This is a genomic window from Arachidicoccus rhizosphaerae, from assembly GCF_900107765.1.
Classification (GTDB): Bacteria; Bacteroidota; Bacteroidia; order Chitinophagales; family Chitinophagaceae; genus Arachidicoccus; species Arachidicoccus rhizosphaerae.
On the sequence record NZ_FNQY01000001.1, the window covers coordinates 524,076 to 539,432 of the forward strand.

Here is a 15,357-nt window from a genome sequence, read left to right on the forward strand (position 1 = left end):
AATTTTACCTGCCTGCCTGGCGCATGATTTTAACTAGTTTGTTGAAAATCAGATGCCAGGCAGGAGGTTTTTTGTATTTCAATTGATTATTATCGTTATAAATTAGGGTGTATTTTGAAACCATCAATCTATCAGATTAAATTACCGCAATTCGAAGGGCCTTTTGACCTTTTGCTGTTCTTCATTGAAAGAGATGAGCTGGATATCTATAATATACCGATCACACAGATAACCAAGGACTTCTTGGATTATCTGCATCAGCAGCGCAGTTTAAATATAGAACTCAGCAGTGAGTTTATATTGTTTATCTCGACGCTGATGCGCATTAAAGCTAAAATGCTGCTCCCCAGAAAAGAGCTGGATGATAAGGGTAATGAGATTGATCCGCGTCAGGAACTGGTAGATAAAATCCTGGAATACAAACGTTTTAAAGAGGCTGCCATTGAACTGGCGGAAAAAGAAACACTTCGCCAGCTGATGCAAAAAAGAGGTAACCTGATGGCTGAACTCAGCAAAATCGGGGAAGATGCAGCAGAGGGCACTGAGATACAGACAATTAACCTCTTTAAAATTATGAAGACCTTTGAAAAGGTCATGCAGCGGGTGATGGATCGCAATAATAAGCCGGTGCATACGGTAGTACATTATAACTGGACCATGGAAGGCAGCAGGGAGTATATCCTGACGACTGTTAAAAAATCACATTCCATGTCCTTTGAGTCCATTTTCAATGTCTGCGAAGACAGAATCCACGCGCTGTTTCTTTTCCTTTCCCTGCTGGAGCTCTCCCAGATGCGCTTTATGACCTTGCAGGTGGGAGAGGGGAAAAACAATTTTATCGTGGAATGGAATGATAACAGAGATGAAGAACTTGCGGCGAATCCCATCCCTGAAAACACGCTTTCTGAAGATCCTGCCCCTGCAGCAGAAGGGCAGAGCGCAGAAGAAAAACTAATCGGAAATCAAGCGCTGGACCAGGCCGAGGGGTTATTTCCCGATCAGCCCAGTCCGTCTGCTAATTAATCATTCTTTCCATCGCATCTGGCTTTTTTACAGCCAGAATCCCAGTATTTTTTTCCGGATTCTGATCTTTTTGATACGCTCGTCTTTAAGCGGACGGTCATTTTTATCCCGTTTGGCATTGACTATTTTATCTGCGACCTCCATGCCCTTTAGAACCTGTCCGTAAACCGTATAGTTCTGGTCCAGGTGCGGTGCACCTCCGACAGATTTATAGATTTTCCTGTGATCTGCAGCGATAGTATGCCCCGATCTTTTTTCGGCTTTATCTAACTGCTCATCAGAGAATTTTTTTCCGGTTACAATATAAAACTGACAACCGGAGGATGCCTTGGCGGGATTATCCTCTCTGGCGGCCGCCAGCGCACCACGCCTGTGAAAATACTCAGGCCTGAACTCAGCGGGTACGGTATAGCCCACATCTCCGTCTCCCAGCATAACACCAGGCTTGGCGTTTTTAGAATCAGGATCACCGCCCTGAATCATAAAGCCAGGGATCACCCGGTGAAATAAAACGCCGTCATAAAAATGCTTACGAGCAAGCTTTATAAAATTATCACGGTGCTTAGGCGTCCCGTCAAAAAGTTCCAGGGTAATCTTGCCGGAGTCCGTCCGCATGACCGCCCGGTATTTCTGGCTTTTGACTGCACAAAGGATGAGCAGCAGGCTAAAGGAGGTAAGTAGTATTTTTCTTATCATATCGGGATCAGGAATGTTTAGTTATTGTTATTGTACGACCCTGCTGCTAAGATAACTAAAAACCCGGTCTCATAGTTATTTACGGTTGGCTCCGCCCAAATCCCTGAAATAAAAATATTGTTCGTAAATTGTATAAGATACGTGCGTAGTAGCCCTATTGAATGACCCTGAAAAATTGATCCATGAAATATCCTCCGCTTATAATCGTCTTATTGTTGCTGTTTGCCTGCAGGGGACTATCCGGCTGCGGGCAGGTAAAAGAGAATCAGGTTTTTGATCTGGCCGCTGCCGGTTTTCAGGAAAAAATCGACAGCTTGTATCATGATAAAACCCTGAACCGTACAGAGGTGGATTATACCCTGGATAGTCTGCCTTTTAAGAGGCTGCCTGACTCCGTTTTCCGCTATAAGATCAGCAGTCTGCTATCAGAAAGCATGGGCTTCAGATTACCACAAAATGACTTTGGTTATCTATATAAAAGCAAAGAGATCGACAGCCTGGTAAGGTTTGATCAGCTGTATTTTAATTCGCTCCGCACACTAACGGACAAAAATAAAAAACCGGTAGCCTATTATGCCACCTCAAGATATGATCAGGCGGCGACCAGAAAGGCAGCCCTTGAGGTCTTTCAGAAAAAATACGGGGCACCCGCCTATGCTTTTTTTATCGATCACGGCTTTGACGTATGTTCCTATGAATGGATCCTGAAAGACAGAACCATACAGGTGGAAACGGCCTACGGGGTAGAGGCGGTATTTGGCAGCGGCAACCATGGCGGCACTTCAAAATATTATACGCTTGACTTAGTCGTGATGGATAATGGACAAAAGGAGAATATATATAAGGCACATATAATGGAGCTGCCGGACAAAATAAAATACGATGGCAAACTGCACAGCTATACAGATCTGCAACCGGAAAAAATCTTTACAGTATCCGATGAGTTTCTTTTGAATTCAACGAAGGAGGCTTACCTCAAAGATGACACCGGACAATATGATATCAGCCGGGAAAAGCCGGAGTAGTAGGTGCTGCCGGTGGGATAAGGTCATCCATAAAAAAAGTCCGGAGCTGTAAAGCATCCGGGCTTTTTTAGTCGGAAAATATTTTGGTCACAAAAAAATTATGGCCGGCTTTTATTTCCAGCCACCGCCCAGTGCACGGTAGAGTTGTATGCGGGCACTCATTAACTCAGCTTTTAAGGAAGCCAGGTTAAGCTCGCTATCCAGTTCATTACTTTGTGCCGTAATGACTTCCAGATAAGTCGCTTCCCCTGCTGTAAATAAAAGCGCCGCACTATGAACCGCTTTTTGAGAAACGGCCACCTGCTCTTTGGCGATGGTCAGCTGTTCGGAGAGTTGCCTTACCGCCACCAGGGCATTTCTGACCTCGGTAATACCGCCATACACTGCTTTTTGAAAGGCAATCTCAGATTGATCCCTTTCCAGTTTGGAAACTTCGTATTCGGTTTTTAGTTTACGCTTATGAAAAACAGGCTGCGTGATGCCGCCAAAAAAGTCTCCCAGCAAGGAACCCGGAATATTAAACCAGTTTTTAGGCAGCATGGCATCCATACCGCCTTCAAAAGTGATGGACAAATTAGGGAGCCTGCTGGCCTGAGCCACCCCTACGGCAGCGTTGGCGGCCATCAGGTCGTATTCGGCCGCTAAGACATCCGGTCTATTCTGCACATAATATAAAGGGATTTCCTTATACAGAGAGTCAGCCGGGATCTCGGACAGTGCACTACGTTTACCTACATTTAAACTGATATTGCCCGTCAGCATTTTTAAGGCATTTTCCTGGACAGCGATTTCTTTTTTCAGGTCCGGGATCAGCGCCTGTGCCTTCAATACCTGATTTTTGGTTTGTTGGACCGCAAGAGCCGTTACCTCTGCTGCCTGATACTGCAATTCAACCATTTTTAAGGTATTACTGCGTAAATGATAGTTACGGGTCGCGACCTGCAGCTGCTCGTCCAGCATAATCAGGTTATAGTAAGCGTCGGCTACATCAGCCACCAGGGCGGTCTGAACCGCCTTTTTAGCCTCAAATGTTTCCAGATAATGGCTTTTAGCCTGTTCCTTTTCTCTTTTAATCTTACCCCAGATATCAATTTCCCAATCCACAGCTACCGTATTGGCAAAGTGAGACTGATACAGATATAAGTCCTTGGGCGCGGTTTTACCCCTTTTATCATACCATCCGGAAGAGGGGCTGGAATAATAATCATGACTTCGGTATTCACGGGTCACATTCAGTAAGTTCAGATCTATATCCGGTGCATATAAAGATTTAGACTGTTTATAGAGCTGATCGGTAATCTGAATATTTTTAATCGCATCCTTTAAATCCAGATTATAGGTAAGGGCGCTATCCAGTAGATTCAACAGGGTCGAGTCCTTAAAATAATCTTTCCAGGAAGGAATGGCATCCATAGAGCTGGTGACCAGAGAGTCCGGCAATTTATAGGCACTCGGCATGTTAAAGTCCGGTCGTTTATAATCCTCTGTGACTTTACAGGCCTGCAAAAAAAGCGCTGCAGCCATTAAAATCAAGGATGTTCCAATGATATTTTTTCTTGTATTAATCTTCACTTTTCTGAAATTTTAATTTTAGTTTCTCATCTAAAGTTCTGAAGATGATGAATAATACCGGAATAATAAAGATCCCAAGCAGTACCCCCATAATCATCCCGCCGGCGGCACCATAACTGATGGAATGGTTACCCTGGGCAGACGGCCCCTGGGTCCACATTAATGGAACAAGTCCCGCTACGAATGCCAAAGAGGTCATTAAGATAGGGCGAAGCCTCAAAGTAGCCCCCTGGATAGCGGCGTCAAAGATGCTGAGCCCGGCTTTTCTTCGCTGCATGGAGTACTCCACCATCAGGATGGCGTTTTTAGCGAGCAGGCCTATCAGCATGATCAGCCCTAACTGAACATATATATTATTTTGCAGGCCGACCAGTTTAACGGCCCCGTATACACCCACCAGTCCTACAGGGATGGATAACAGTATCGCAAAAGGCATGATATAGCTTTCATATTGACCGGAGAGCAGGAAGTAGACAAATAATACACTGAGTAGCAAAATAAAGGCCGTCTGTCCGGAGGACGATTTTTCATCCAGACTCATGCCGGTCCACTCCAACTGGTAATTGCCCGGGAGATTATTCTTAGCCACCTGTTCAACGGCCTTCATCGCATCCCCGGTACTGTATCCTTTGGCCGGGGTGGCATTAATAGAAATACTATTATAGAGATTATAGCGGTTGACGACCTCCGGACCTACATTTTTTTCCAGGGTAATCAGGGTGTTGGCCGGTACCATTTGTCCCTTATCATTTTTAATATAGATAGATTTAAAAGATTCCGGTGTTTTTCTATATTGATAATCCGATTGGACATATACGCGGTACTGTCTGCCGAAGCTGGTAAAGTCACTGGCCTGGGCCCTGCCAAAATAATCACGAATCGTGGTCATCATTTCCTGTACACTGACGCCCATGGCCTTGGCCTTCACGTAATTGATGTCCATTACATATTGCGGGAAATTTGCCTGGAAAGGTGTGCTGGCAGAAAGGATTTCCGGACGTTTTTCCAGAGCCGTAATAAAGGAATCGGACACATGACCAAATTGCTGGAAGCTGCCCCCTAGTTTATCTTCTAATACCAGCTGCAGACCAGCCACATCCCCGAATCCCTGTACGGTAGGTCTGGGGAATACAGAAAAGGACGCTTCATTGATGGTAGACAAATCCTTACGGATGGTATCCATAAATTCCTCAATACCTGTTATGCCCCTACGCTCCTTATGGGGATACATGTTCAGGTATCCGACAGCATAGGCACTACTGGTGGCCCCATCAATGGCATTATAGCCGGAGATGCTGGTCATGGTTTTAATCTCCTTGTGTCTTTTCAGTATTTTTTCTGCTTTATTCAGTACTTCCGTTGTACGGGCAAGCGTAGCGCCCGGCGGCATTTTGATGGTATAGGTAATAAAACCGTCATCCTCATTAGGGATAAAGGCGGTAGGCGTTGTACGCATCAGTAAGAAACCCAGTAGTACCACCAGAATCAGGGCTGCCATTGCAAAAGCTTTTTTGCTGATCAGCCATTTAACGGCCCCGATGTATTTCTGGGTCAGTTTCTGGAGTCCTTCATTAAAATAATCAAAGAACCTGAATACAAATGCCTTTGTCTTAGTCTTACGGTCTTTTTGCCCCACTTCATCTTTAGAGAGTCCGGCCAGTTGTTTGCGGTGCTCGTGATTGGGCTTTTTAAGAATCAGGGCAGAAAGCGCTGGACTCAAAGTAAGGGCACAGAGCGCCGAGAGTAAAATCGCCGTGGCCATGGTATAGGCAAATTGGCGATAAAATAATCCCGTAGGCCCTTCCATAAACCCAATGGGTAAAAACACCGCTGCCATCACCATGGTAATCGACAAGATCGCCGGTGTGATTTCCTTCATGGTGGCGAGTGTCGCATTTTTGGCGCTGAGATTCGTGAGTTCCATTTTCTGGTGGATGGCCTCCACCACCACAATGGCATCATCCACCACAATCCCAATGGCCAGTACCAGGGCGAACATGGTCAGGATATTAATGGAGAACCCATATACCGACAAGAAGAACATGGTGCCGATTAAGGATACCGGGATGGCAATGGCCGGGATAAGGGTGGAGCGCAGGTCCTGCAGGAAGATAAATACGATGATAAATACCAGGATAAAGGCTTCCAAAATAGTATGAAGTACCTGGTTTACGGATTCATCTACCTGATCGCGCACGCTATAGGTAATATCATAATGGATGCCTGAAGGAAAATCCTTGGATATTTTTTCCAGGATTTTACGCACCTGCATGTCGATTTCCCGGGCATTGGAGCCGCTGGTCTGGGTGATATTCAAGGTCAGCCCCGGATGTCCGTCTACGGAGTTATCCGCCCCTTCATTGGAGGCGCCCAGTTCCACTCTTGCAATATCTTTTAAGTACAGGATGGTGCCATCCTCATTGGTTCGGATAACCAGGTTTTTAAAATCCTTGGGGTTGCTAAAACGCCCCTTATGTTTTAATATCGTTTCAAAGGTCTCATTGGAGGTTTCCCCGAACTTACCGGAGGCGATCTCAAAGTTCTGATCCTTGATGGCCTTGATAACATCCTGGGGTACCAGGTTATAGGCCGCCAGCTTATCAGGAATCAGCCAGACGCGCATGGAATAGTCACGGGCGCCGACTCTGGAGACTTCTGCCACCCCGTCCACGCGCAATAATTCCCTGTTGATATTGATCTGAGAGAATGCCTGCAGGAAGGTCTCATCATAGGCTCCCTGCGGATCGGTACTGTAGAGGTTGATGGTCATAATGACCCCGCTTTGCCGGGGCATGACGGTGATACCGGATTCGTTTACTTCGGAAGGGATACGGCTGGCCGCCTTCGAAATACGTGTCTGGACATTTACGGAGGCCTGGTCCGGATTGGTACCGGCCTTAAAGAATACGTTGATACTCCCTGAGCCGGAGTTGCTGGCGGAGCTCTTGATATAAGTCATTCCTTCCACGCCATTGATCGCCTCTTCGATGGGCAGTATGGCACTCTCGGCGACGGTCTCTGCGTTGGCGCCGGGATAGGATAGAGAAACAACAACACTGGGAGGGGCAATTTCAGGGAACCGGGTCACTGGCAGCTGTTTAATGCCTACAAGTCCTAACAGGACTAGCAGCAATGAGACAACTGTCGCCAGTATGGGCCGGTGTATAAAGGTTTTCAGCATAACAGGTTAAAATATTTATATTAGCCTTTGTGTAGTAAGAAGCGGAACTTAGTCCTGCGGCCGGATCATGTTACATGTTCTGACCGCCAGCCCGCTAATCACTGTCACGGCTGCTTTGTGGAATGATTAAAGAAGAGCCGCCGGCCGGCTGATTTGTACCTGCAGCAGGCGTACCGTTTGTTGTACCGGCCTCAGGCGCCTGGGGGAATACCGGATTTATTTTCATCCCTTCGGAAATCTTGTCAAACCCTTCCGTAATAATGACGTCCCCTTTTTGGAGGCCGGAGGATATCATATACTGATTACCGGCAGAGCCGCTGATGGTAATCAGCTGGCGCACTGTTTTGCCGGAGGTGTCCAGCTTCATGACAAAAGTCTTATCCTGCAGGGTAAGGGTTGCTTCCTGCGGAATCAAGACTTCACTGCGTTTGGTTTCTGTCATGTTTAATGTTCCGGTATTACCGGCCCTTAAAATATTTTCCTCGTTGGGGAAAGTAGCTCTTAAAGATATAGCGCCCGTATTACGATTCACCTGACCGGCTACGGCGTCCACCACGCCTTCGTGGGGATAGGAAGTCCCGTCAGCCAGCGTCAGGGTAACGGTCGGTTTAAAGGAAGAAAGATGACTGGTATCCTTGCCGGTCAGCTGCTTTTGGGCCTCTTCCTTTTTGGCTTTGGAAAAATGCAGGAAGTCAGATTCACTCATGGAAAAATACACATATACTTCATGTACATCTGTCAGCACGGTGATGGGTTCCTTATCCTTACTGCTGACCAGGTTCCCGATTCTTTTAGGGATACGGCCGATATAGCCGCTGACGGGTGCTTTAATCGTTGTAAAGTTCATATTGATTTTGGCACTGGCTACTGCCGCCTGTGCCTGGGCTAAAGAAGCCTTGGCAATATCATAATCGGATTCCGTCTTTTTAAGACGGACCGGAGAAATTACTTCGTTTTTTACCAGCGGGCGAATCCGTTCCAGCTCGATGCGTGCATTTTCCAGTTTGGCTTTCTCTACGTTTTCATTCGCCTCTGCATTGTTCAGCAGTTCCTGATAGGACTGAGGGTTTACTTTAAAAAGATCCTGGCCTTTTTGTACAAAATCACCTTCGTCCACATAGATCTGATCCAGCAGGCCTTCAACCTGCGGACGAATCTCTACGTTTACCTTTCCTTCTATGGTTCCCAGAAATTCTTTGGTGATATAGGCCGTACCTGTATCCACCCGGTATACGGGCAGACTGATTTCCTGGACCGCATCCTTGTCAGATTTTGAATCAAAAATACCACAGCTGCTCATCAGTAGTCCTGCACATAAACAGGCGGTTAGTATTCCTTTACTCGCTCCCTTTTTCAGGGAAACATGTCTTTTCTTTTTTTGCATCAGGTTAATCTCGCTATTTTTTTTCAAGAAGTAGGAATGGCATAAAATCAAAAGCTAGGCCAAAAGGCTGAACAGGCCCCGTTTTCGTGTGTTTTTACTCAAAAAACAGCCATTTTATCGATTTTCTAGCCTCTGTTTAACGAAAAAGGGCCGATTTTTAATAAATCGGCCCTTTTGTTAACTTAAAGTTTGAATATAGAAAATCAACTTGTATTGTATTGTTTAAAATACGTATCTATTCTCCATCCTGCAAATCTTTGGGGATCGCAGGCAGCGCACTGACTGAATCTGTAACTACGACTGATTCCCTTGCCTTATTATATTTATCCAATTGCTGAAATATGCCAATTAGTACAGGCAGGCTGTTTTCTGATTTATTTTTTAAATTCAGCGTCAGGTTCGCGGTTGCATGATTGCCTTTCATATTAGAGGCCGTAAAACTGAAATCTTCCAGCGTTTGTGCAGCCAGCTGAATGCCTGTGGAGTCTCCGGTATGTTGAGTGGTGTCCATCTGGGCGAAAATGGTGCTCAGGTCGGCATACATCACACAGGTATTACCGGAAAAATCAAGGTCTTTCGGATAGACCATCTGACCACTGCCTGAAATATAAGCCTCACTGGTGGCTTTATCCGTGCTGATAACAAGGGCTTTATTATCTGAATGGAAAGACCAGGCCTGCTCCGGACTCGTTCCTTTGGGCAACCACTGACCGCCCTGATTATATACAATTTCCATTTTGGCCAGCGCGCCCATTACTTTATCAAAGCTGGCCTTATCGCCGATGGGTACGGAGAGAATCATTTTAGGGGCTGATTTATCTACCTCACTGCCATTTACGGATCCGACCGCTATAGCGACATCACCGGAAAAAGCCTTGGCAACATCATCCAGGGTAATACCCAGGTTTTTCATATATCCTTCGATCATAGAGGTAACCCCTGCGTAATCCAGGAAGCTGAAAATCTGCTTCAGGTTCAGCGATATCTGGAATAAGCCCAGTGGTTTGCCCGGGAAATGAGCCAGGACGGCTTTATTGAGGTCTTTGGTCGGATTCTTTTTAATGAGATCCGTAACGGTGCTGTTATAATACCCGTCGCCATTCATGACAATGCGACCTTTCTCAAAATTAATGGTAGCGCCACCGTAGTTGTCTTTCAGCAGGTCGGAAATTTTGGTCATGGACAGCATCGGAATGCCGGTAGCGCCGTCTTTGCTGCCGGTATAAATATTGATATCTCCTTTTTGGCTGAGTTGTTTAGAGGCGTTTTTATCCTCAGACAATGATTCGTCTTTTTTTAAGGCAAACAGGGCGGGAGCCTGCGTCGCGATATTCTTACCGCCGTATAAGACGACCATCTTATCATTCCAGATATAACAACTATTATCATTAAGGTTTAAAAGACTGAATCCCTCTTTTTTCTCAATGCTTTTACCGGGATAAAGGACCGGGATTTGTTTTTCAAAGCCGGATTTGTCGCTGAGCTCCGCAATAGCGGCGAAAACGATATCCTGACCGCTCATGACGGTGGATTTATACTGGATAAAACTTAAAACGGGATTTTTTAAATTGATATATTGCAGTAGCGAAAAAGCGCTGTCCTGCGTTTTAAGACTATTCATCAAAGAGTCAACATTAAAGTTGCCGTCTTTGAGTTTATCATGCATTTGCATGATATTGAAAGACATGACAATATTGGCGTCTTTAGGAACATATTTGAGTCCCGGGTTAGAGGTAGAACTACAGGCGCTGAATATCAATGAGATAAATAGGATGAGCAGCGTACCTTGTACTGGTTGGGCTATTTTTTTCATCATGAATTGGGAATTTTTAAAAAGACTTAACAGCTTTGGGTGAAGTTTTTGATTCTTTGAGCATTCTAATCCATACAAATGTAAAAAGATGTATTGAATAAAAGCCACTTAGGTGGCTTAAAATTGCAATTTCGTCAAAATTTATGGCATATTCGTATATTATATTATTATTTTATCAATAAGTATAATCTATTTCTCTATTTTTGTGCCGGCAAAAAATCAAACGTTTGATTATACCGGGTTTTAAATTTATTCAATGATCCAACCGCATACCTATATTCACTCAGGCGCAAAACTGGCCCCGAATGTAAAAGTTGACCCATTTTCCGTAATCCATCCTGATGTAGTGATTGGTGAAGGAACCTGGATTGGCAGTAATGTGACTATTATGGATGGCGCCCGTATCGGCAAGAACTGCCGTATCTTTCCGGGGGCTATCATCTCTGCTATTCCCCAGGATTTAAAATTCGAGGGAGAGGCCACGACGGTTGAGATTGGCGATAATACCACCATCAGAGAGTTCGTGAGCATCAACCGGGGTACGGTTGACCGCTATAAAACCGTTATCGGAAGTAATTGTCTGATAATGGCCTATAGTCATATCGCCCATGACTGCATTATTGGAGATCATTGCATTTTAAGTAACAATACCCAGATGGCCGGTCACGTCGTGATGGGCGACTGGGCGATTATAGCCGGTATGTCCGCCGTGCATCAGTTTTCAAAGATCGGCGCCCACGCCTATATCGGCGGCGGCAGCCTGGTCAGTAAAGACGTTCCGCCTTATATCAAGGCGATTCGTCAGCCATTATCCTATGGCGGCGTAAACAGCGTCGGCCTTAAAAGAAGAGGTTATAACCTGAACCAGATCAATGAGATTTTAGATATCTACCGGGTTATTTATAATCAGGGACTCAATACAACACAAGCACTTGAATATATTGAACAAGAGTTCAGAGCCAGTGATGAAAGGGACGAAATCATTTCCTTTATCCGTGAAAGTGAACGAGGAATCGTTAAACGTGGCAATAAAGGTGGTGCCATAGGGGAGTAAACCTTATGAGAATTACCCTTGATAATGCCGGTAAGCGTTTTAACCGTGACTGGATTTTCCGGGCACTTGATTACCAGTTTGTTTCAGGGAAAGCCTATGCGATTACGGGTAATAATGGCAGCGGCAAAAGCACTCTTTTACAGGCCATTGCCGGTGCCAGTGAACTTAGTGAAGGTCATATGCAGTGGCAGGCAGAGCGTCCGGATAAGAAAGCGTCTGTGGACAACGGCCCGTCTGGGGCCTTACCCCATGAAAAAATTCACCGGCAATTAAGTATCGTAGCACCCTATCTGGAACTCATTGAAGAGATGACCGCCCGTGAGTTCATGGATTTTCATAAAAGCTTCAAACCTTTAATTTCCGGTTATAGCACCCCTCAGGTGCTGGAAGCTGTACAATTAAAAACGGCCGCCTCCAAACAAATCCGATATTTTTCCAGCGGGATGAAGCAGCGCATGAAACTGGCGCAGGGCTTTTTTACCGATGTACCCGTTATTTTACTGGATGAGCCCTGCTCTAATATGGATCAGGTAGGTTTTGAACTCTATCAGGACCTCATCAGCCGCTTTAGCCGGGACCGCCTGGTCATTGTCAGCAGTAATGACAAGGAGGAATACGGTTTTTGTACCGGTATCATTGATATCAGAGATTATAAGCCGGCAACGGGGGTAAAATAACGCTGCCCGAAAAACAATTGCTTTTTTACGGTGTTCCGTGACCGTAGGCTATTATAATGACCTCCTTAAAGCCGGATATTATTTCTTCTGCCTTCTTTTCCGCCGAATTTTCTGGGATAATAAGAAAAGGTCAGCATAAAATACTGCTGCAGTCCATTGGTGACGGTCGTCCCGATGCTATTGTTATTCAGGAAATTGACAATGTTTTTGTTCTCGTGGAGGAGGTCAAAAGCGGTAAATTTAAGTTCCGCCATTTCATTCATAAACCGGAAGGTAGAGGTCGCATTCCAGATGGAGGCCGTGGAGCTGTTGGTCTGAGCCTGATTGGACTGATAGTCAAAATTCGAGGAAAGAGACCATTTTTTGGTAATGGAATAGGTCGCGTTAACAGAGGTCGTATAGTTTCTGATGGTGGGAGAAATGCCATAGGCACCCGCCTGACTGTTTTTATTGCTGCTGATGGTCTCGCCAAGGGTGGTATTGAATTTTTCAAGGATGATAAAAGACGCCGAAAACGCATTTTTCCAGTTGGTATTGCGGGAGGTGGACTGAATACCGTTAATAAAGCCCGGAAGGGTACTTATATTGTAGGAGGGCGAATATTTAAACTGCAACTGATATTTTTCACCCATTTTGCTGGAAAAGCGGGTATTTGCCCCAATGCCAAGATTACGGCGCCCGTCACCATTGAGTAAATACCGGATACTTTTGCCGGCGGCGTCATAGACAACGCTGTCAATAATGCCATTATGGCTACTGCTGTAGTCCAGGTTTACAGAGAGGCCATAGCTGCTTTTGCTGGAATTTTTGGACCGGTTGATATTCATCTGGTAATGACCGTCCAGGTTTCTGCCGACCTTTAAATAAGGGTTGCCGACAGTCACGTTATACCGGTTGGTCGTATCTACGATCGGTACCAGTTGATCAATATCCGGTGTACTGGGGTAATAACTGCCATAAAAATACCCCTGCACTTCATAATGATCTTGTTTGGACTTATAAAAATTCATGTTCAGGGAGGGTTGCCAGAAATGGTAATTTTTATCAATGTTCCGGTATAAAATAGAAGAACTGTTTTTCTGGCTGAGCCACTGATGATCCAGGGAGGCCATGACGATAAAATAAAAATATTGCCCCTGTTTGCTCTTATTGATGGTCTTGGACATATTAAGTCCCGGCGAATAGGAAAAAACGGACAGCGTATTATTATTGGTCAGGTAGTCATTGGTTATATATTTATGGCTGACGGTATCCAGGTCCTGAACCCTGCTGTTCATGGTATTTCTTGAAAAGCCGACGCCATTATTTAATCCAATCTGAATATTGTAAAAGTTATAGATACCCATCAAAAGCTGCCTTAAAGAGTTGTAGCGGAGATTGGCATTTACATTAAAATTGTCCGAGTTGGTATTATAATTTCTGATCAGCGTATTGGAGGAAATGGTATCTACAAAAGAGTTAAAGATATTTTCCGTATGATTAAAGGAATTGTTTGAACCATAATTGGAGTTTAAATATAAGTTATAACTGTTGAGTGAATTATCCTGATTAAGCCAGCCATTGCTGGTGGTCATCATATTTAAGGAGACATTATTGCCATTACTGCTGGAGTAATTTTTTACCTGATTGGCACTTATCGCGCTGTCATTTCTAAAGACATTATTGCTGGACGTACTATTATTTTCCTGCGAAGTATGATTGAATTTAGAGCTGATATTTATAAAATTCTGATACTTGTTACGCCTGTCGTACAGGATGTTCGCATCATGTGAGTTCATGGAATTATGGCTGGTGGAGTTCGCATTGCTGGTCTGGCTGTAACTAAGCAGATTATCTGTTTGCTGCGTGGAGCTGGTATTATCCAGGTCGGTATGCTTAAAGGTGTAATCGCCGGTTAGTCTGCTATAAAACTGCCCGTTATTGGCTTCATTGAAGCTATGCTGCCATTTGGCGCTGCCCCAGATATTTTTCTTTATGCCGTTTAGATTAGGATCTCCGTAACCGAAGTACATAAAGCTCTGCTTAAAGGTGTTTTGTAAAAAAGCGTCGTTGCCGATCCCGCTGGTTTTATTGGTGTTATCCAGGCCAAAAGCGATGCCTGCCTGGTTCTTGGGGTTATACACCTGCAGGACTCCGGATCCGTCATAGCGCTGGTCCGTGCCATAGCCTGCATTTACTTTACCGAACATGCCTTTTTTCTTATCTTCTTTTAACTGGACATTCATGCTGTATAAAGAATCCTTTTTGTCATTATCTACACCTTCTATTTTGGTAAGATCCTTTTGCTGGTACAACTGGATTTTCTTAATCGCGTTTTTAGGCAGATTCTGCGTGGCAATCTTTGTGTCTCCGCCAAAAAATGGCTTTCCGTCCACCAGTAGCTTTTCGATTTTTTTACCATTCATCGTGATGGTTCCGTCAGACCACACCACCATACCCGGGACCCGGAGCAGCATATCTTCCACAACCGCATTGGAGTCCAGTTTAAACGCATCCGGATTGATTTCCAGTGTATCGTTATTCATCTTGATCGGCACCACAGACTTTACCACTACATCCTCCAGGCTGCCTGCGGCAAGCTGATGGATATTTATCTTACCCAGGTCCAGCTGGCTGCCCATGGAGTCCAGTCGGATGGAATCAGAAAGCGGGTTGTAACCGGTATAGGTAACCACGTAATACATGGGCAGTTTTATGGGAAGATCCCCGGATGCAAAAGCACCGGCATAGTCGGTAATGGCAAATCCCTTGATGGTAGAATCCGCTTTATTATAAAAAACAATGGAAGCGCCGTTTAACGGGACATCATTGATGGAATCATAAATAATCCCTTTTACGGTGGCGCCTTTTGCTTTGTCCTGTTTAGATTGAGCGAAGGTGCTGAAGGCGACTAGCGTGAAAAATAGACCGAGTAGAATTGCCCGCATGAGTA

Annotated in this window: 10 protein-coding genes; 4 read left to right on the forward strand and 6 right to left on the reverse strand. The window is 45.0% G+C overall.

Annotated elements, in window-relative coordinates:
• The first annotated feature begins 114 nt into the window (after positions 1-114).
• Positions 115-1,023, forward strand: a complete 909-nt coding sequence (locus BLU80_RS01930; RefSeq protein ID WP_091392579.1) for a segregation and condensation protein A — start codon at positions 115-117, stop codon at positions 1,021-1,023.
• A gap of 27 nt (positions 1,024-1,050) precedes the next feature.
• Here BLU80_RS01930 and BLU80_RS01935 read toward each other — a convergent pair whose 3' ends face one another.
• The gene (locus BLU80_RS01935; RefSeq protein WP_091392581.1) at positions 1,051-1,719 is read right to left on the reverse strand and encodes a peptidylprolyl isomerase; all 669 of its coding nucleotides are present in this window, start codon (positions 1,717-1,719) and stop codon (positions 1,051-1,053) included.
• A gap of 182 nt (positions 1,720-1,901) precedes the next feature.
• Here BLU80_RS01935 and BLU80_RS01940 point away from each other — a divergent pair, with 182 nt between their 5' ends.
• On the forward strand, positions 1,902-2,744 hold the full coding sequence (locus tag BLU80_RS01940; RefSeq protein ID WP_091392583.1) for a hypothetical protein: 843 nt from the start codon (positions 1,902-1,904) through the stop codon (positions 2,742-2,744).
• A gap of 111 nt (positions 2,745-2,855) precedes the next feature.
• Here BLU80_RS01940 and BLU80_RS01945 read toward each other — a convergent pair whose 3' ends face one another.
• From BLU80_RS01945 to BLU80_RS01960, 4 genes are all read right to left on the reverse strand, one after another.
• A complete protein-coding gene (locus BLU80_RS01945) occupies positions 2,856-4,316 on the reverse strand; it encodes an efflux transporter outer membrane subunit (protein WP_091392585.1) in 1,461 nt (486 codons plus the stop codon).
• Positions 4,306-7,497 (reverse strand): efflux RND transporter permease subunit, encoded by a 3,192-nt coding sequence (locus tag BLU80_RS01950; RefSeq protein ID WP_091392587.1) that lies wholly within the window; start codon positions 7,495-7,497, stop codon positions 4,306-4,308. Before BLU80_RS01950 ends, BLU80_RS01945 begins: the two co-directional genes overlap by 11 nt.
• A 94-nt stretch (positions 7,498-7,591) precedes the next feature.
• Entirely contained in the window at positions 7,592-8,881 is a 1,290-nt protein-coding gene (locus BLU80_RS01955) for an efflux RND transporter periplasmic adaptor subunit (protein WP_211481714.1), read from the reverse strand.
• 235 nt (positions 8,882-9,116) lie between these two features.
• Positions 9,117-10,697, reverse strand: coding sequence for a DUF4836 family protein (locus BLU80_RS01960; protein ID WP_091392590.1), 1,581 nt, complete (start codon positions 10,695-10,697; stop codon positions 9,117-9,119).
• Positions 10,698-10,950: 253 nt separating this feature from the next.
• On the opposite strand from BLU80_RS01960, the gene lpxA reads away from it, so the two are divergent.
• Complete coding sequence (lpxA, locus tag BLU80_RS01965) at positions 10,951-11,748, forward strand: acyl-ACP--UDP-N-acetylglucosamine O-acyltransferase (protein ID WP_091392593.1); 798 nt, start codon at positions 10,951-10,953, stop codon at positions 11,746-11,748.
• Positions 11,749-11,753: 5 nt separating this feature from the next.
• Positions 11,754-12,425 carry an ABC transporter ATP-binding protein gene (locus BLU80_RS01970; RefSeq protein ID WP_091392596.1) on the forward strand — a complete coding sequence of 224 codons (672 nt, stop codon included), beginning with the start codon at positions 11,754-11,756 and terminating at the stop codon, positions 12,423-12,425.
• Positions 12,426-12,490: 65 nt separating this feature from the next.
• Here BLU80_RS01970 and BLU80_RS01975 read toward each other — a convergent pair whose 3' ends face one another.
• The gene (locus BLU80_RS01975; RefSeq protein WP_091392598.1) at positions 12,491-15,352 is read right to left on the reverse strand and encodes a porin family protein; all 2,862 of its coding nucleotides are present in this window, start codon (positions 15,350-15,352) and stop codon (positions 12,491-12,493) included.
• Between the last annotated feature and the right edge of the window lie 5 nt (positions 15,353-15,357).

Bases quoted from the DNA above. Each gene is read 5' to 3' on its own strand.
- BLU80_RS01935 (WP_091392581.1), bottom strand. From the start codon at position 1,719: ATGATAAGAAAAATACTACTTACCTCCTTTAGCCTGCTGCTCATCCTT.
- BLU80_RS01940 (WP_091392583.1), top strand. From the start codon at position 1,902: ATGAAATATCCTCCGCTTATAATCGTCTTATTGTTGCTGTTTGCCTGC.
- BLU80_RS01950 (WP_091392587.1), bottom strand. From the start codon at position 7,497: ATGCTGAAAACCTTTATACACCGGCCCATACTGGCGACAGTTGTCTCA.
- BLU80_RS01955 (WP_211481714.1), bottom strand. From the start codon at position 8,881: ATGCAAAAAAAGAAAAGACATGTTTCCCTGAAAAAGGGAGCGAGTAAA.
- BLU80_RS01960 (WP_091392590.1), bottom strand. From the start codon at position 10,697: ATGATGAAAAAAATAGCCCAACCAGTACAAGGTACGCTGCTCATCCTA.
- lpxA (WP_091392593.1), top strand. From the start codon at position 10,951: ATGATCCAACCGCATACCTATATTCACTCAGGCGCAAAACTGGCCCCG.
- BLU80_RS01970 (WP_091392596.1), top strand. From the start codon at position 11,754: ATGAGAATTACCCTTGATAATGCCGGTAAGCGTTTTAACCGTGACTGG.
- BLU80_RS01975 (WP_091392598.1), bottom strand. From the start codon at position 15,352: ATGCGGGCAATTCTACTCGGTCTATTTTTCACGCTAGTCGCCTTCAGC.